This window comes from Deltaproteobacteria bacterium, from assembly GCA_016874775.1.
GTDB lineage: Bacteria > Desulfobacterota > Binatia > Bin18 > Bin18 > VGTJ01.
Genome location: VGTJ01000012.1, coordinates 17,915 through 36,571, shown reverse-complemented (window position 1 = coordinate 36,571; position 18,657 = coordinate 17,915). Strand labels below are relative to the sequence as shown.

The window sequence follows — 18,657 nt, the reverse complement described above, 5'->3', positions numbered from 1 at the left end:
GAGCGTAACCCGAAGGGTGAAGTCGAAGCATGAACGGAGTTCGGCACAAATGACTTAGAAGAACAATATGTCCCTACAGCCGAAACCCTTCCTGACACCTGAAGAATACTTAGCCATTGAGCGCAAGGCTGAATACAAAAGCGAGTATTTCAACGGCGAAATGTTTGCGATGGCAGGAGCCAGCGCCCGCCACGCTCTGATTGTGACGAATGTCGTCAGTGAACTACGAGAACAATTGAGGCGAAAGCCGTGTACGGTTTATTCGACAGACCTACGCGTTCGAGTCAGTCCGACTGGTCTTTATCCCTATCCTGATGTTGTGGTTATTTGTGGCCAGCCTCAGTTTGCCGATGCGATACCGGATATGATTGTAAATCCGACGTTGATCGTTGAGGTCTTATCTGATTCTACACAAGACTACGACCGAGGAGGAAAGTTTGAGCAGTATCGCTCTCTTGCCTCTTTTAAGGAATATGTTTTGATCGCCCAAGACCGGTGTCATGTCGAGCACTTTGTGCGACAGCCGGATAATCGCTGGCTCTTAGCTGAAACTAATAAAATCGAGGACGCTCTTCACTTATCTTCTATTGATTGTACTCTGGCATTGACTGAAGTGTACGATAAAGTCGAATTGCCAGCATGAAGAATCCGCAATCGTTAATCCGCAATTCACAATCGCTTCTCACTCCCCTCGACTACGCCTATCGCCTGCTCGCTCGCCGCGCCCATAGCGAGCAGGCTCTTGCCGATAAACTCCTCTCGAAGGGCTTTACCGAACACGCTGTCGCTCGCACTGTCGCTCGCCTCAAAGAGCAAGGGTATCTGAACGATGAAAGCCTTGCTGTTGATCAGACTGAGCGTCTAAGCAAAAAGGGATTCGGTGCAGAAGGTATCCGTGTCAAATTGCGACAGAAAGGCCTTGCCTCGGATACCATTGAGCAGACGCTAGAGGAGCATGAAAAAGCTGAAGACCTGGAATCTGCACGCAAACTCCTCGCTAGCCGTTTCTCAGCAGACGCGCTAAAACAGTCCCAGCAGTACGCACGAGCATTTCGGCTCCTGCTCCGTCGGGGGTATACACAAGAAGTCGTTGAGAGTCTCCTTGGTGAGGCGCCAACCAATGCTCGTGAGACAGATTTAGAGGACTGAGAGACTAATTCATGACCGGGAAAGAAATTCGCGACAGTTTCCTTCATTTTTTTGCGCAACAGGGACATCAAATTGTTCCAAGCGCTTCTCTTATCCCCGCGAGTGATCCGACTTTAATGTTCACCAATGCCGGGATGGTACCGTTTAAGAACATCTTCCTTGGTATCGAAAAGCCAACGCAGACACGGGTAGTCAATTCGCAAAAGTGCCTGCGTGTCTCAGGTAAGCATAACGACCTCGAAGAAGTCGGACGTGACACGTACCATCACACGCTCTTTGAAATGCTCGGGAATTGGTCGTTTGGCGATTATTACAAAAAAGAGGCAATTCTCTGGGCGTGGCAATTGTTGACCGACGTGTGGAAACTGCCGAAGGACAAGCTCTGGGCCACGGTCTACAAAACCGATGATGAAGCTGAGGAATGGTGGCGGAAGCAGACCGATATCAACAAAGATCAGATCCAACGATTCGCCGAGAAGGATAATTTCTGGGAAATGGGTGAGACCGGCCCTTGTGGCCCTTGTTCAGAGATTCACATCGACCGTGGGCCCGGCGTGTGTGAAAAAGAAAACACTCCTGGCCACGTCTGTACCGTCAATGGTGGCTGCCCGCGCTATATCGAACTGTGGAACCTGGTTTTCATTCAGTACAACCGTAACCCCGATCAATCGTTGACCGAGTTGCCATCGAAACATGTCGACACCGGCATGGGTCTCGAACGGGTCACCTCGGTGTTACAGAATACGCGCGGCAATTACGACACCGATCTGTTGCGCGACATCATTCGTGCGACCGAAGAGCTCAGTGGCAAGCGTTATGGTAGCGACGCAGAAAACGACATCTCATTTCGCGTGATTGCCGATCATGCGCGTGCGGCAGCGTTCGTCATTGCTGATGGCGTTGTCCCCACTAACGAAGGTCGGGGGTATGTGTTGCGCCGTATCATGCGCCGGGCGTTGCGTCACGGACGCTTGCTTGGCTTTGAGGGGACATTCTTCTCGCAGGTGACAGAGAGTGTGATTCGCCTCTTTGCCTCTGCTTATCCTGAATTGACTGAGCGGAAGAGTTACGTGACTGAAGTCGTCCGTAACGAAGAAGAACGCTTTGCTGATACGCTCGGGAAAGGATTAGGGCTGCTCGAACAGGAGATCAACACGGTTCGTCAGAATGGCGCGTCAATCTTGAACGGGGAAGTCGCTTTTCGTTTGTATGACACGTACGGCTTTCCGCTCGATTTGACCGAAGATTTCCTTTCGTCTGAAGGGTTTACACTAGATCGCGCGGGATTTGACCGGGCGATGGAAGAGCAGCGTACCCGTGCACGCGAGGGACAAAAAGGCACGGTGTACATAAGTGCCAGTCTTACCGACTTGCGCTCGAAGTTTGCTGGCGATCGTATCGTAGAATGGGAATCTGAAGTCGTAGCGGTTCTAGTCAATGGCGAAACTCAGCGCAGCGCAGCACGTGAAGGCCAAGAAGTTGAAATTGTCACTGCCGAGACCCCTTTCTATGGCGAATCCGGCGGTCAAGTTGGGGATGCTGGAAGAATTGAGACAACGCGTGGCGATCTGATCGAAATTGTCGATACTCAGAAGCCACAACCATTCTTAACGATTCACCGTGGCAAAGTGACACGCGGTGCGATTCAGGCTGGCGACAGGGTGAAGTTGGTCATCGATGCCACGCGGCGTGAGGCGACACGTCTGAATCACTCGGCAACGCACATTCTGCACTCAGCGCTACGTGAGGTGCTTGGCCCCCATGTGAAGCAAGCAGGTTCGCTCGTAACCCCTGAGCGGTTGCGCTTCGATTTTACTCACACCAGTCCGGTGAAGGACGACGTGCTCGAACGAATCGAGAACATCGTGAACACCCATATTCGTGAGAATGCTGAAGTGACGAGTCAGGAAATGGCCTTGAATGATGCGTTGAAGAGCGGTGCCCTGGCGTTCTTTGGTGAGAAATATGGGGAACGGGTCCGTGTCCTAAAGATGGGAAGTTTCTCGACTGAACTGTGTGGGGGAACGCATGTGAACCGTACTGGAGACATCGGTCTCTTCAAACTGAAAGCCGAGGCCGGGGTTGCATCGGGAGTTCGTCGGGTCGAAGCAACGACTGGCAAAGGGGCATTGGAGTGGGTTCGGCAACGCGAACAGATTCTCAAAGATGTAAGCAGCATTCTAAAGGGCTCAGAGGAAGAAGCCGCGGATCGTATCGAGAAGTTACTTGCGCTCCAGCGTGACCTTGAGAAACAACTAGTACAGTTGCAAAGCAAGCTGGCAGGTGCGCAGAGTGGCGACATCGAATCGCATGCACAGCAAGTGAATGGGGTGACTGTCGTCGCAAGTCGCATCGAAGGTGTTGACGACAAAGCTCTACGTGACACGGCTGATCGGCTGCGCGATAAGTTCCAACCGGCAGTGATCGTTCTCGGTGCCGTGCAAGGGGATCGAGTGGTATTGTTGGCTGCGGTCAGTAAAGATGTGACAAAACAGCATCACGCAGGAAACATTCTCAAGCAAATTGCTCCACTAGTGGGAGGCGGCGGCGGCGGGCGCCCCGATTTCGCTCAGGCTGGCGGAAAAGACGCCACGCGCCTGGATGAAGCGCTACAAAAGGTGTATGAGCTAGTGGGAAAAGGAGCATAAAGGAGGAACGTTACACCCTTGGAGCAGGTCAACGAGAATACTTCACGCGTCCAATTCGAGAGTCATCGTTTCTTTCACGACCTCCTGGGACACCAGGATGAGCACTTGCGCAGCATTGAAAGGGCCGTCGGTGTGAAACTCGCGACTTCGGGAAATGCACTCCTCATCACTGGAGATGAAGAGCAACGCAGCCTCGCGAGTCGGGTCTCGACTCAACTCTATGGCCTTCTACAAAACGGGTATCCGGTCTACCCGAGCGATGTCGATTACGCGATCCGCATCCTCAGCCGGGACCGTTCGGCAAATCTGAAAGACATTTTCCTCGATACGGTTTATATCTCGGCAAACCGCCGCACGATCACTCCGAAGAGCATCGCACAAAAAGTGTATATCGATGCGATTCGACACTTCGACATTGTCTTCGGCATAGGGCCAGCGGGTACGGGGAAAACTTATTTGGCCATGGCGGTGGCGGTTGCTGAACTGATGAAACACAAAGTGAGCCGGGTGGTCTTAACACGCCCAGCAGTCGAAGCTGGTGAGAAGCTCGGATTTTTACCAGGCGATCTGGCCGAAAAGATCAATCCGTATCTGCGTCCGTTGTATGACGCGTTGTACGACATGGTCGATTATGATCGCGCCAGCAAGATGATCGAACGCGGAACGATTGAAGTTGCGCCACTCGCGTTTATGCGCGGGAGAACATTGAACGATTCGTTCGTCATCCTTGATGAAGCGCAAAATACCACGCCAGAGCAGATGAAAATGTTTCTCACTCGCCTTGGCTATGGTTCCAAAGCAGTTATTACTGGCGATGTCACACAGATTGATCTTCCGGCGGGCACACGGTCAGGTTTAAAAGAAGCCCAACACATTTTACGTGGCATCGACGGTATTAAATTTTCCTTCTTCAGTGAGAAGGATGTCGTCCGTCACCGTTTAGTGCAAGATATCATTACTGCGTATGAGCGAGCACAAGAAGAACGCGAAAAATACGAAGAGGAAAAGCGTGCGTTCCGTCGCCAACGCGCGCAAGAGCGACGTAACGATCGACGTTTCTGGCAAGACCCCAGAGGTGAGTCACAAAGAGTTTCGCCAGTGGAGCAAAACAATTTTACGCCATCTGAATCAACAGCGGGCGGAACTGAGTCTCGCACTGGTAACGGACCCGGAGATTCACATCCTGAATCGTCAGTATCGTCAGAAGGACAAGCCGACTGACGTACTCTCGTTTCCGTTAGCGGATGAACTGCAGCCGTTCTTATTGGGTGACGTGGTGATTTCCGTTGACACAGCTGCACGGCAAGCGCAACGTCGCCATCACTCGTTACGCGAAGAGCTGCAGATCCTGCTGATTCACGGGATCCTGCATCTTCTAGGCTACGATCACGAAGTCTCACGTAGTGAGGCGATGCGCATGCATCGGAAGGGGCGGGAGATTAAGGCAATGCTGTCGTCGATTGAAAGCCGCATGTAGGAATAGAGCAAGAATGGTCTCATTTTAAGGAGAGGGCAACACGAGGGCAACGAGTGCGGGTGAGGTGTTACCCAATCACCCCACTCGTCCGCAACGTTGCTACTTCCTCATTCGCAACTCCGAGTTCCGCCAGCACCGTATCGGTATGCTCCCCAAGCCGTGGCGCAGGAATGCGCAGCTCCGCTGGAGTCTGATCAAACCGTGCTGCTGGACGTGGCTGTCGCATGCGACCGAGCGATGGATGTTCTGACTCGACAATCAGCTGATTCGCTACGATCTGCGGGTCGGTTAGTAAATCCTTGCGACTGAGCACAGGAGCACATGGGACTTGCTCCGCATCGAGACGAGCGAGCCACTCTGCTGACGTCCGCGTCTTAAGAACCTCAGCCGTTAGTTCTAAACGCGCATCAGCGTATTTTACTCGCCCCGCGGGAGTAGTGAAGCGTGGATCTTCCAGCCATTCTGGACATTCAAGCGCGCGCGTGAGTCCTTGCCATTCAGCATCAGAGACCGTTCCAACAGTGATAAAACTGTCGGCTGTCTCGAAAACAAGGTCTCTTGCGTTTGGGCGAATGGTCACTTCTTTATCGGTAATGAACGTATGCGCAACCATCGCTTCAGGCCAGAGAAAAGAAACCACTGCGTCGAGCATTGCCAGCCGCACATGTTGCCCTTGCTTCGTCCGTTCACGTGCGAGTAAGGCCGCAGTCATGGCCTGTGCTGCGGTCATGGCAGTCACTTTGTCTGGCACGATGAGTCGCATCATGTGTGGCCGTCCGTCAGGATCAGCCTGAATCGAGGCCAGTCCAGATAGTGCCTGAATCACCGGGTCATAGACTCGCTTATGGACATATGGCCCAGTTTCTCCAAACCCACTGATCGAAACGTAAACCAGATCAGGTGTAACGCGCCGTAGCTCCGCCTCGCCAATGCCCATTTGCTCAGCTACACCAGGACGAAAATTCTGCACGAACACGTCAGCTTTAGCGACGAGTTCTTTGAGAATTGCTAACCCGCGTGGCGTTTTAAGATTGAGGACCACAGAGCGTTTGTTGCGATTAACGATGGTGAAGGTAGGGGACATCCCACGAGGACCGCCGAGCGCACGCGTCAGGTCTCCAGTTCCCGGCGGCTCAACTTTGATCACATCCGCGCCCTGGTCAGCCAGCACCATCGTCGCCATCGGCCCCGAGATCATTTGTGTCACATCAATAACACGGTATCCAGCGAGTGGTCCTGGCATAGTTTCCCTCCTTGCGTGCTACGGCATTGGCAGCTTTCCAGCAGAACGGGTGCTAGCGGATAACAGTTGCTCTCTGACGCCCGAGAGCAACAACCCGCAGGATCTCATTCTCGACTTCCAAGACAGTACACGAACAATGGTCAGGCTCAAAGCACATCAGACGATCGTCGCCAGTAGCAGCTCCTACCGCTGCATTGATGGCAACGAAATGCGTAGTCATGACCGTTGACGTTTTCTGTGTGACTAAACACTGCACTACTTGCTCGCGCCAGGCCTGATATTCTGTCGACAGATCACTCCATCGTCCGCGCAAGGCACGATGGATCCATGCAGTTCGTTCCTCCAGATTCTGACTGGGCGATGGAACCTCAGCAATCCGCACGTCAACCGTCGCGTCGACCTTCCATATTGTTTCGAATGGGCGGGCAGTCTCACGCGCACGTTTGAGTGGACTCGTCAGCACTGGTAATGGTCCAAGCGCAGAAAGTTCTTGCGCAACGGCCTGCGCTTGAGTGATACCGATCTCATTGAGACCAGGATCCGTAGCTTCCGCGAACCCAGCGCTGGGGTGTCCGTGGCGGATGAGATACAGCCGAAAGAGAGGCATAGTCAATATGAAAAATAACCAAAAGTGACCAACACGCAGAAACTATCGAGGAATCACCCAGGCCTTTTACTCTGGCACTTTCCCCGAACTCTACTCTCTCTTCTCAATTTCTTTTTGCAAAGCTCGTTGTGTCGGCGTTTGTGGTGGAGTGTCTTTCTTCTCACTTTCAGAAGATTGAAAGACGACCTTTCGATCTTCTTCTTCTTGTTTCTTCAGTTGGGTGACGAGAGCCAGTAACGGGTCAACTTCTGGAGGAGGGGTGTTGTCGGTTCCAGTCGCAGCATCCGCAGAGGCCGGTTTGGCAGCTTTTCGTGCAGCCAAGGCTTTTCCTGCAAGCTCAGCAAGACTCTTCTTGTTAATGTCTTCAAGAATTTCTTGAAGGTGACCTAACGCTTTGGTCGCGGCATCCGTCTCCGGGTATTCCTCTACCACTCGCCGTAAGCGCGATTTAGCCGGAAGAAGCGCAAACCGCTTCATATGAAACTCGGCGACGTACAACTCATGTTCTGCGAGTGATTCCCGGCAGGAGCGACTTTTTTGTTCCGCTAATAAGGCAAAGGAGCTGTCACCGAAGCGGCCAGAGACCGCGCGGAAAAAATCATTCGCTTTCTCCGTCACGCTTTGGTCACGGTCAATTGAACGCATCTGATCGAGATATGACATACCTCGGTAATACTGCACAAACGGGAGGTGCGAACTCGTGGGATAGGTCCGTTCAAAATCACTGAAACCAGTAAGTGCGTCAGCGAATTTCCTATCGAGGTAACGACCATAAGCAATTTTGAGCTGCGCCTCTTCAGCGTACGGGTTCAGAGGATATTGGTCGAGCAATTCTTGATATTTCTCACCCGCAGTGATGAAATCTTCCCTGTTGTAGTAATCGCTCGCTTCGGTGTAATACTCTTTCGCCGAAAGCCGCCGCATAGCTGGCGAGCACCCACTCACGCCTATCAATATGAAAAATCCGAGGAAAAAAAATACAATTCGTCGTGTCATAAAGCGCCACGCTAAAGGATTTTTTTAGCGGTTGTCAACGTCCTTGGTCCCAATTTGCTTTCCCGTTTGGGATTTTTGTACATTGAAACAACAACTTGCCTCATACGAAAGGAGGGGACGCCTGTTGTACCACCGACCGTCTTTGCTCATGTTGAACCTCTGAGAAAGGAGATGTCCTGACAATGCGACAACATCTTGGAACGATAGTGAGATCGTCAATTTTCACCCTGCTCACATTTCTTGCCAGCCAAGCACCGGCGTTCGCACAGGTCATGTTCAGCGACGAATTTAACGGCCTTTAGTGACGGTTGGTGGATTAAATCGCAACCAGTGGACGACACTGCAACTCCGGTGGCTCAAAAACCGCACCGAATGGTATATCAACGGTGTCCTTGCCCGCTCGACTACGGCTGCCCATGCCAATGATCCGATGAGTGTCCGTTTCAATCTCTGGGCACCAGCCTCGTCATGGACGGCAGCCTATGATGCTGGCTTACAGCCTGCCCTGACTCTGGATCAGAGTGTGTCGTATTTTTATGATGTGGACTACATCCGCGTAACCAAGATTCAATAACGCATCCGCTTTCGCCATTGTCCCCGGTCCCGCCTTGTGGTACCTCAGGGCGGGACAAAAAATGTGGGACAACACACGCCTGGTCGTTTTTACTGCCATCTGTGCATCGCTCTACGCAGCGATTCTCATTCCTTTCAAAGTTATTCCCATTATTCCTGGAGTAACGGAGTTGCGCCCTGCCAACGCCGTTCCGGTCATCTGCTCGTTTCTCTTTGGTCCTGCTGCTGCGTGGGGGGCAGCGATTGGCAATGTTATTGGTGATTTCTTCGGTGGCATCGGGCCAGGCGATTTCTTCGGCTTCTTTGGTAACTTCTTGTATGGGACAGTCCCTTACAAAACGTGGCAGCTGGTCTCACGAGATCAGCCGGTACCGAAAACTCCGCTGACGTGGGTGAAGTTTACTTTTACCATCCTGCTCGCAAGTTCTCTGTGCGCCCTCTTTATCGGTTGGGGCCTCAACCTGCTAGGATTCGTCCCGTTTCGTATCCTTGCCAATATCATCTTGTTCAACAACTTCGTCTCGTCGATGTTGTTCGCTCCTTTACTCTTGGCTGTCATTTATCCTCGTGTTGCCAAGGGTCGATTACTGTATTCCGATCTCCTCGAACCCCGACCTCCAAAACCTCCAGCACTGCGACTGTTCGGTTTGGGACTGCTCGCAGGTGCCACCATAAGCGGATTTGTGGTCGGAAACCTCTTATCTAGCGGGAGTTGGACTCCAGAACTATTTGTGACGATGGGTTGGGTAACCGAGACCAAAACGATCGAAGTAGGATTAGGATTGTTACCGTTTATCGTCCTTGCATGCATAGGATTGGCGCTGCTGTGAGTCCAGAGTCTAGAGTCCAAAGTCCAGAGTCCTCAAAAGACGAGCCCCACGTCGCCCACTCGTCCAGGGAAGAAGCACTGGCGCTCGATCAGGTGTCGTTTACCTATGCTGACACGACCATACCTGCGTTACGCGAGGTGTCGCTGCAAATTCGGCAGGGAGAAATGGTTGTGATCATGGGGGCGTCTGGTGCAGGAAAATCAACACTAGCGAAGTGTTTGAACCGTGTGATTCCTGCCTTTCAGAACGGACAATTTACCGGCGAGGTGCGACTCTTCGACAAACGCTTGGCGGTGGAAAAGGTGGGGGAATTAGCCGAAACCATCGGGATGGTTTTCCAAGATTTTGAAGCACAACTCTTTTCGACCACAGTCCGAGACGAAGTCGCATTTGGCTTAGAGCAGCTTGGTGTCGAACCGGCTGAGATGCACCATCGTTTAACTACAGCGCTTGCGCAGGTTGGTTTGTCGGGGTTTGAGGAGCGGGACCCAACGACGTTATCTGGCGGGCAGAAACAGCGGTTAGCCATTGCTGCATTGTTAGCGCTGCGCCCACGTGTTCTCGTATTTGATGAGCCGACAACCGATCTTGACCCAGAGGGGCGACAAGAGATTTTCACGCTCCTGGGACAGATGCGCACCCAAGGTCATACGCTCGTAGTCATAGAGCATGAAATCACAGCCGCACTCGAAGCCGATCGACTGTTGATTCTGGCCGCGGGTGCAATCGTCGCTGATGGTCCACCTCATGAGCTTTTGCCGCACGTAGAGATGCTCGAACACTACGGAATCAAACCGCATGATTGCGACCGTCTCTTTCCCGTGCTCGGCGTGCGTGAATATCCACGAAAGCCAGAAGCCGCAGCAACACTCCTGCAACAGCACTCACCGGCAGAGTCCTTGACGGTTCCCTCGCAAGAACAGCATGAGAACCAGCAACAACCCCTACTTCTTTCGTTACACACCATTTCGCATACGTATGCCGACGGCCCCTCCGCGGTACAGCAGGTTTCACTCACTATAGGTGAGGGAGAGTTTATTGCGCTGTTGGGCAAGAACGGCTCCGGAAAGACAACATTAGCAAAACACATCAGTGGATTGCTCGTGCCGACTCATGGCCAAGTGCTCTTACGCGGGAAAGAACTGTCAACACTGCCACTCGTTCAGGTGGCTCAAGAAGTGAGCTATGTTTTTCAAAATCCTGACCATCAATTATTTGCTGAAACGGTAGAAGCAGAAGTTGCCTTTGGGCCGCAGAACATCGGTCTTACCTCAGAAGAAGTCCGCTCACGGGTGGACGAAGCACTGACAGCAGTCGGCTTACAACACGTGCGTGAGCAGGATCCGTTCCTTCTTGGCAGAGGAGAGCGGCAACGTCTCGCGGTTGCGGCGTTGCTGTCGATGCGCCCACGTGTGTTAATTCTTGATGAACCGACGACCGGTCTCGATTACCGCGAACAACGACAAATGATGGAACTACTGAAACAGCTCCATCGCGATGGACGAACGCTTATTATCATCACGCACGTACCTTGGGTGGCTGTCGAATATGCCGAACGTGCGTTGTTGATGTCCGCAGGGCGCTTGCTGTGGGATGGCCCTATGCGTTCCATGTGCGCACAACCTGAGTTATGCGCTCAAGCTGCTTTTCGACCGCCTGACGTGACACTCATCGGTAGGAAGTTCGGAGTAACACCGTTATCGGTTGAAGAGTTGTTGACATGGATACACAATTCGTCTCAGGAAAGGACCTTTCAGTCATGAATCTCATCGGGGTCGATGTCGGTGGGACGTTTACGGACGTGATTTACACAGACACGGTAACCCGTCAGGTATTCATCCATAAAGTACCAACAACCTCGACTGACCCATCACTGGGAGTTATTTCTGGAATTACTCAACTCTGCACCCGCCATAAATTTGACCTCACTGACATTGAGCGAATCTATCATGGGACGACAATTGCAACCAACGCATTACTTGAATACAACGGTGCTCGTGTTGGTGTGATTACCACTAAAGGATACCGCGACCTCCTGCATATTGGGCGTCATCAACGACCGCAACATTATTCCATTCAGCAGGAAATTCCCTGGCAAGACCGTCCGCTGGCACGGCGCCGACACCGCAAGGTCGTGAGCGAACGCCTCGTTCCTCCAAAAGGAGACGTGTTGGTTCCGCTCAATGAAGAGGAAGTCCGACAAGCAGCGCGTGAACTGAAGGCCGAAGGTGCTGAAGCGATCGCCGTCTGTTTCTTGTTCTCGTATCTGAATCCACGGCATGAGGAACGGGCGCGAGACATTATCAGGGAAGAATATCCCGAGGTGTTTGTGGCGACCTCAGCGTCTGTCACACCGCAATTCCGAGAGTTCGAACGTTTCACCACAACCGCCATGAATGCCTTCGTTGGGCCAACTGTGCAGCGATATATTACGCGATTGGCACAGCGTCTGCGCGACGCGGGTTTGCGTGCAGAGTTGCACATTATGCGATCGAACGGCGGCGTCGCCACGCCTGCAATGATTGCAGAAAAACCGGTACTCACTCTCCTCTCTGGTCCAGCAGCCGGGGTGCTGGGTGGAGCGTGGTCTGGTGCGCTGTCGCACTATCCGCGTTTGATCACCTTTGATATGGGCGGGACCAGTGCCGACATTGGTGTTGTCACTGACGGTACCTTTAGCGAAGCGACGGCGCGAGACACATGGATTGCCGGGTATCCGGCAATGGTGCCAATGATCGACATTCACACCATTGGTGCCGGGGGCGGAAGCATTGCCAGGATCGATGCCGGTGGCGCCTTTCGGGTTGGGCCGCAAAGTGCAGGCTCGCAGCCTGGACCCGCAGCGTATGGTCGTGGTGGGTCAACACCGACGGTAACCGATGCGAATCTGGTGTTGGGACGACTCGATAAAGACAATTTCCTCGGCGGGGCAATGCGGCTTGACGCTATTGCTGCACAGCGAGTGATTGATGAATTTGCTCAACAAGTGGGACTATCTGACCTCGAAGCAGCCGAAGGCATTATCACGATCGTCAATAACAACATGGCTAACGCGATTCGCTCGCGCACGGTACAAAAAGGTATCGACCCGCGCGACTATGCACTAGTGGCATTTGGTGGCGCCGGGCCTCTGCATGGCGCTGAAGTTGCGAGGATGCTCAGTATTCCTGTCTGCATCGTTCCGTACTTTCCTGGCCTAACGTCCGCGTTGGGGTTGCTCACTACCGATTTGCAATACGACACACTTAAAACAGCCTTTCAAGTCCATCCTGGGCTGGATTATCCTCAGCTCAATGCCGATTTTGCCGAGATGAAACGAACGCTTCATGAACAATTTGTGAGAGATGGTGTCGAGCCCACGACAGTGACGTTCGAACGTTATGCTGACGCGCGATATGTTGGCCAAGGGTATGAGTTACGCGTGCCCATACCAAACGGACCGCTCGGTGAAAGGAACATGCAACAAACCGCTGATGCATTCCATCGTCAGCATGAAGCTGAATATGGCCACTGTTTTGTCACAAGCCCTATAGAATTCGTCAATATTCGCGTCACGGGGATTGGGCCAACGCAAAAGATCCAGCAACTACCGTCACAGACGGGTGGGTCGCTGGATGAAGCGTTCGTCAAAAGGGACGAGTGCGTCTTTCGCATCCAAAGCGGCCTCAACGCATTTCCGACTGCTTTCTATCGACACGAGAAACTTCCCCTTGGTCAGATTGTGAATGGGCCAGCTATTCTCCTTCAATCTGATAGTACAACAGTAATCCCACCGGGATGTTGCGGTCAGGCTGATGAGCACGGCAACTTTATCATAACGATTGGAGATACGGCATGACCCAACACGCCACTGCCACCGTCGGCACTGACAAAAAGCCGACAATCGATCCCATCACTACGAGTGTGATCCTGGGCGCGTTAGAGCAAATTGCCATAGAGATGGGCTATAAGCTGATGCGCATGGCGTACTCAAGCATTATCCGTGAGTCTGAAGATTTTGGTGCGGCGCTGGTGAATGCCCAAGGACAACAATTATGTGAGTCGCGTCAAAGTACACCGCTGCAGTCTGGCCCGATTCCTGGCTATGTCCGCGGCATTTTGCAACAACTCGCGGCACGAGGCGAGTCGATTCGGCCAGGGGATGTGATCATGCATAACGACCCCTATGGTGGCGCCAGTCACGGACCTGATGTTGGTTTTTGTGTACCGGTCTTTTTCAACGATCAGTTGGTGGGGTTTTCGGTGACGACCGCTCACCACCTTGATATTGGCTCACAAACACCGGGAAGCACTGGTATTGTCGAAGCCGTGGACGCCTATGCTGAAGGTTTACAATTCAAGGCGATTAAGGTTTTTGATCAAGGAAAGCGCAATGATGCCGTGTGGCAAATCTTACGAGATAATGTTCGCGTATCTGATTTGGTCGTTGGCGATATGGAAGCCCAAATTGCGGCTTGTCGTATCGGTGCCGCACGGTACGTTGAGTTGATCGAGCGTTACGGCCTTGCGACGGTCGAAGCTGCGTGTGCCGAATTGTTTGATTATTCTGAGCGGCTCATGCGTCAGGCAATCGAGCGCATTCCTGACGGTCGCTACACCGCCACTGGCTATATGGACGGCTATTTGGACGATCCTAATCCAAGCCGACGCAATCTCCCAATCGTGGTCACACTCACCGTGAACGGTAGTGACATGATCGTCGACCTTGCCGGCACAGCACCGCAAGTAGCGGATCGACCGATCAACTTGCCGTTCGTCGGCACGGTCGATGTTGCGGTGTGGTTAGTCTTACGGTCAGTGCTCTTAGATACGGAGACGTATGGCAACATTCCACAAAATAGCGGATTGTACCGGCCCATCACTATCGTTGCTCCAGAAGGAACCTTAGTAAATCCGATCTTTCCTGCGCCGACTATTGCACGTTTCGTTGGTGGAAACATGTTGTGCGATACGGTAATGCGGGCGTTGTCCCAAGCATTGCCAGAACAAGTGTGTGCAGGGGTTGGCAATCTTAAAGTGATCGCGGCTAGTGGTTTTCGTAACCAACGACCGTGGGTTCATCTCGAAATCTTCGAGGGAAGTTACGGTGGACGCTATGGCCGCGACGGAATGGATGCGGTGGATACGCTCTATGCCAACACACGCAACAACCCGATCGAGGATATCGAGTCGCATGTCCCGTTACGCGTTGAGCGCTACGAATTACGCGAAGATGCTTGCGCGCCTGGTCAGTGGCGCGGCGGACTCGCGTCGATCAAGTCCATTCGCTACTTGAGTGGTGGAGGGGCGTCGGTCGAAGGTGATGGCTTCGGCTATCCGGCTTGGGGATATAAAGGCGGTGGCTCAGGTTGTCCAGGTCAACTGATTCAACAGACCGCAGACGGTGAGGAGATCTCACTTCCATCGAAGGTTGCCTATCGCACTGTGACTGCCGGAGATATCTTTGTTGCAGTGGGCGCCACTGGCGGTGGGTATGGTGATCCCCTGTCACGTGATCCGCAGCGGGTGCTTGATGATGTACGTGACGGATACTATTCGATTGCAACCGCCGAGCGGGAGTATGGGGTGATTATCTCAGAGTCACTGCAACTCGATGAAGCCGTAACCACAGCCTGTCGAGAGAAACGACGAGCGGCAGTACGCGAGTAGGCCGGGATACGCGAAGCGTTTCCGGCATGGGCCAATCAAGAAAAGAGGCGTTCATGCAAATACACTACCGCCGCTTACTCGATGATCTACGTACGTTGGCGAAGTTTGGCCAGGTGAGGACTGGCGTGCATCGGCTCTCATTCACTCCCGAAGACGGAGCAGCACGACACTGGTTGTTACAGCGGATGATCGAGGCTGGTCTCGACGCGCAGATTGATGGTATCGGCAATGTATACGGGCGAACCAAAGGGGTTAGCAAAGCTATCCTTATGGGATCACACACAGACTCAGTGCCGAAAGGTGGCTGGTTAGATGGGGCGATGGGTGTGTTGTACGGGTTGGAGATTGCACGGTCGCGTATTGAAGCTGGCGTGCAAAGCGATGTCGGTGTCGATGTCATTTCCTTTGCTGATGAAGAAGGGACCTATCGCGCGTTGGCAGGGAGTCTTTCCTTCTGCGGGCAGTTGTCTGATGCGGACATAGAGGCAGCGAAAAGTCAGCAAGGAACGACACTGCGTGAGGCACTGAGCGAATCCGGTTACGCAGGCCGTCCACGCGTGAAACTAGATCCGGGCCGGCATGTTGCGTATCTCGAAGGTCATATCGAGCAAGGACCGCGGCTTGAAATCGAAGGCAAAAAAATTGGTGTTGTCACAGGGATTGTGGGTATCCGACGTGTGCACGTCACGTGCACCGGACAAGCTGACCACGCTGGCACTACGCCGATGCATTTGCGTAAAGACGCTGGTGGTGCGTTGATCTCATATTGTCACGATCTCATGCAGCGGTTCGCGCAGGTTCGTAGTCCTGACAGCGTGTGGAACTTCGGACATATCGTCTTCGAACCCGGCGCTGGCAACGTTGTTCCGAATCTTGCACGAGTACTCATCGAATTTCGTGACGTATCGGAAGTGACGCTTGATCGTATGCAAGGTGAGATTATTGCTGCAGCCACACAAGCGAATGGTCGTGGTGGTGTTAGTGTACAGGCAAACGAACTGATTCGTATCTCACCGGCTGAGATGGATGAACGTGTGGCTACGATGATCGAAGCTGCCGCACTTAGTCGTGGAGCAGCGAGCCTACGTATGCCGAGCGGTGCTGGCCATGACGCGATGGTGTTAACTCGTCACGTACCGACGGCGATGCTGTTTATTCCCAGTATTGGCGGTCGCAGCCATGATATTACCGAAGACACCAACGAGGCGGATATTTGCCTGGGGATCGATGTGCTTGCCGATACTGTCCACGCACTAGCCGAAAGCAACGCAAAGCGTTCATGAAGTTTCTCACTTGCTACAGAACCAAGAAAAATAACTCTCTCATTTTACATTCTTCACCATCCATTGCCCGCTATGCCACTGTTTCTTTATCTCGACCGTCGTACGTTTGTTCATCGCCGTCACCCACTTGTGAAGGTGCTGGGGATGTTGCTGTTTTTTATTGCCGCGTTTGTCGTAGATCACCCGTTGTTCATTTTGCCGATTAGTCTCGGAATGTTCACGCTAATCTGGCTGACCGACTCAGTCACGAATCTTCGTCGCTTACGTATCCTATTCTTCTTTATTTTTACCTTTACGATCATTATCTGGAGCGTGTTTTATGGGCGCGGATCTCCACTTGCGATGTTTCCTGACGTACCAGTGACACGCGAAGGAATGATGTTCGGGCTTGGCACGGCGCTGAAGCTGAGTACGTTCCTCGCTACTGGCATCCTCTTTTTATCTACCACGCGTATTGAAGAGTTTGCCTACGCTTTTACTCTGCTCGGGCTTCCATATCGGATAGGTTTCACTATCACTTTGGCGTTTCGCTTGGTTCCGCTTTTTCTTGAAGCAGCCTTCACTGTCATTCAAGCACAGCGCTGTCGTGGGCTCGATATGAGTCGTGGTCCGTTGCTACAACGGTTGCGTCACTACGTTTTTGTGATGATTCCCGTCTTCATGGGGGCATTGCGACGAGCGGATCAAATGGCCGTTGCACTTGAGGTACGCGGCTTTAACTCCGGTCGGACGCGCACATCGTATCAGCGTGTCTTATGGAACGGCGGAGATACGTTGGCCCTATTTACCGTATTCAGTCTCGCCGTTCTCTATGTATATTTCTGGCGGCTTGGCTATGGGCGGATTCCCGTGCTGCCGTAGTGGTTGCAGACCGCCATGAGAGCCATTAAGATTACACGAACTTCCGTAGAAGTACGCTGGTAAAGGCAGGAGATATATGGACCGCGAGCGACGACGTGTTGTTATTACCGGGGTGGGGGTGGTCAGTCCGCTTGGCACTGGTGTCGAGAAAAATTGGCAAGCGTTGATGGAGGGCCGTTCTGGCGTTGGTCCGGTAACGCGCTTCGATGTCTCTGACTTTCCTACGCGCATTGCCGGTGAAGTCAAAGACTTTGCCCCTGAAGACTTCATCGAAAAGAAAGACGTAAAGAAGATGGACCCGTTCATCCAGTACGCTGTAGCTGCGGCCCAAATGGCGATGGATGAATCGCGTCTGCCGATTACACCAGAAAACGAAGACATGGTGGGGACCATCGTCGGCGTTGGTATCGGTGGGCTCACCAGCATTGAAGAGTACCATAAGCTCTTCTTGGAAACGCGCTTGAAAAAAGTCTCTCCCTTCTTCATTCCCAAGCTGATCGCTAACCTTGCACCTGGACAAATCTCTATTCGCTATGGCGCGAAAGGTATTAGCTACACACCGACAAGCGCGTGCTCTTCTGGAGCGCATGCGATTGGTGAAGCTTTCCGGTTGATTCGTTTAGGGGAGCAAGATGCGGTGATTGCTGGTGGTGCCGAGGCGGCGCTGACTCCGCTTGGGCTGGGTGGGTTCATTGCACTCAAAGCTGTGTCATCACGTAATGATGAACCTGAAAAGGCAAGTCGTCCATTTGATAAAAATCGTGATGGATTTGTCATGTCAGAAGGAGCGGGAGTCGTTATCCTTGAAGAGCTGAACATGGCGAAACGGCGTGGAGCAAAGATTTACGCTGAGGTGGTCGGTTACGGGGCCAACGCCGATGCTTATCACATGACCGCTCCCTCTCCTGAGGGCGAAGGGGCAGTCCGTTGTATGCGCATGGCCTTACGAAGCGGGGATCTCGACCCGTATGAAGTGGATTACATCAACGCGCACGGCACTTCGACACCGTACAACGACGCAACCGAGACGCAAGCGATCAAACGCGTCTTTGGTGAACATGCGGCGCGTATCGCAGTGAGTTCAACCAAATCGATGACTGGTCATTTGTTAGGCGCAGCTGGTGGGGTGGAAGCCGTATATTCTGTATTGGCAGTGGACCGCGGTATGCTTCCGCCGACCATTAACTATGAAGAACCAGACCCCGAATGTGATCTTGATTATGTCCCGAATACTGCTCGCAAAGCCTCGATTCGTGTTGCATTATCGAATTCGTTTGGCTTTGGTGGCACCAATGCCTGTTTAGCTTTTCGCAAGTGGACCGAATAACCGCACACTCCTGA

16 protein-coding genes are annotated in these 18,657 nt (G+C 52.7%); 13 read left to right on the top strand and 3 right to left on the bottom strand.

Translation table 11 applies throughout. The features are described from left to right. The first annotated feature begins 67 nt into the window (after window positions 1–67). Genes FJ147_03435 through ybeY form a run of 5 tightly spaced genes read left to right on the top strand, consistent with a single transcriptional unit; the run spans window position 68 to window position 5,274 of the window. Window positions 68–643 (top strand): Uma2 family endonuclease, encoded by a 576-nt coding sequence (locus FJ147_03435; protein MBM4254931.1) that lies wholly within the window; start codon window positions 68–70, stop codon window positions 641–643. Continuing rightward, window positions 640–1,149: a regulatory protein RecX gene (locus tag FJ147_03430; GenBank protein ID MBM4254930.1), complete on the top strand. Its 510-nt coding sequence runs from the start codon at window positions 640–642 to the stop codon at window positions 1,147–1,149. Before FJ147_03435 ends, FJ147_03430 begins: the two co-directional genes overlap by 4 nt. 11 nt (window positions 1,150–1,160) lie before the next feature. Next, window positions 1,161–3,797 carry an alanine--tRNA ligase gene (alaS, locus tag FJ147_03425; protein MBM4254929.1) on the top strand — a complete coding sequence of 879 codons (2,637 nt, stop codon included), beginning with the start codon at window positions 1,161–1,163 and terminating at the stop codon, window positions 3,795–3,797. A gap of 18 nt (window positions 3,798–3,815) precedes the next feature. After that, window positions 3,816–5,018: a PhoH family protein gene (locus FJ147_03420; GenBank protein MBM4254928.1), complete on the top strand. Its 1,203-nt coding sequence runs from the start codon at window positions 3,816–3,818 to the stop codon at window positions 5,016–5,018. Beyond that, the gene (gene ybeY, locus FJ147_03415; protein ID MBM4254927.1) at window positions 4,909–5,274 is read left to right on the top strand and encodes an rRNA maturation RNase YbeY; all 366 of its coding nucleotides are present in this window, start codon (window positions 4,909–4,911) and stop codon (window positions 5,272–5,274) included. The genes FJ147_03420 and ybeY overlap by 110 nt, the downstream gene beginning before the upstream one ends. Window positions 5,275–5,341: 67 nt before the next feature. On the opposite strand, the gene FJ147_03410 is transcribed toward ybeY, so the two are convergent. From FJ147_03410 to bamD, 3 genes are all read right to left on the bottom strand, one after another. Further along, window positions 5,342–6,517 carry a CoA transferase gene (locus tag FJ147_03410; protein ID MBM4254926.1) on the bottom strand — a complete coding sequence of 392 codons (1,176 nt, stop codon included), beginning with the start codon at window positions 6,515–6,517 and terminating at the stop codon, window positions 5,342–5,344. Window positions 6,518–6,569: 52 nt separating this feature from the next. Next, on the bottom strand, window positions 6,570–7,124 hold the full coding sequence (locus FJ147_03405) for a histidine phosphatase family protein (GenBank protein ID MBM4254925.1): 555 nt from the start codon (window positions 7,122–7,124) through the stop codon (window positions 6,570–6,572). A 90-nt stretch (window positions 7,125–7,214) separates the two neighbouring features. Further along, the gene (bamD, locus tag FJ147_03400) at window positions 7,215–8,120 is read right to left on the bottom strand and encodes an outer membrane protein assembly factor BamD (protein ID MBM4254924.1); all 906 of its coding nucleotides are present in this window, start codon (window positions 8,118–8,120) and stop codon (window positions 7,215–7,217) included. 301 nt (window positions 8,121–8,421) lie between these two features. On the opposite strand from bamD, the gene FJ147_03395 reads away from it, so the two are divergent. The 8 genes from FJ147_03395 (at window position 8,422) to fabF (ending at window position 18,643) form a co-directional block, all read left to right on the top strand. Further along, the gene (locus tag FJ147_03395) at window positions 8,422–8,694 is read left to right on the top strand and encodes a hypothetical protein (GenBank protein ID MBM4254923.1); all 273 of its coding nucleotides are present in this window, start codon (window positions 8,422–8,424) and stop codon (window positions 8,692–8,694) included. Between the two features lie 61 nt (window positions 8,695–8,755). Then, window positions 8,756–9,523, top strand: a complete 768-nt coding sequence (locus FJ147_03390; protein MBM4254922.1) for a QueT transporter family protein — start codon at window positions 8,756–8,758, stop codon at window positions 9,521–9,523. Next, on the top strand, window positions 9,499–11,286 hold the full coding sequence (locus FJ147_03385) for an ABC transporter ATP-binding protein (protein ID MBM4254921.1): 1,788 nt from the start codon (window positions 9,499–9,501) through the stop codon (window positions 11,284–11,286). Before FJ147_03390 ends, FJ147_03385 begins: the two co-directional genes overlap by 25 nt. Continuing rightward, window positions 11,283–13,361 (top strand): hydantoinase/oxoprolinase family protein, encoded by a 2,079-nt coding sequence (locus tag FJ147_03380; protein ID MBM4254920.1) that lies wholly within the window; start codon window positions 11,283–11,285, stop codon window positions 13,359–13,361. Before FJ147_03385 ends, FJ147_03380 begins: the two co-directional genes overlap by 4 nt. Continuing rightward, entirely contained in the window at window positions 13,358–15,172 is a 1,815-nt protein-coding gene (locus tag FJ147_03375; GenBank protein MBM4254919.1) for a hydantoinase B/oxoprolinase family protein, read from the top strand. The genes FJ147_03380 and FJ147_03375 overlap by 4 nt, the downstream gene beginning before the upstream one ends. Window positions 15,173–15,225: 53 nt before the next feature. Continuing rightward, window positions 15,226–16,455, top strand: coding sequence for a hydantoinase/carbamoylase family amidase (locus FJ147_03370; GenBank protein MBM4254918.1), 1,230 nt, complete (start codon window positions 15,226–15,228; stop codon window positions 16,453–16,455). Between the two features lie 72 nt (window positions 16,456–16,527). Further along, window positions 16,528–17,316: an energy-coupling factor transporter transmembrane protein EcfT gene (locus FJ147_03365; protein MBM4254917.1), complete on the top strand. Its 789-nt coding sequence runs from the start codon at window positions 16,528–16,530 to the stop codon at window positions 17,314–17,316. Between the two features lie 76 nt (window positions 17,317–17,392). Further along, complete coding sequence (gene fabF / locus FJ147_03360) at window positions 17,393–18,643, top strand: beta-ketoacyl-ACP synthase II (GenBank protein MBM4254916.1); 1,251 nt, start codon at window positions 17,393–17,395, stop codon at window positions 18,641–18,643. Window positions 18,644–18,657: the final 14 nt, after the last annotated feature.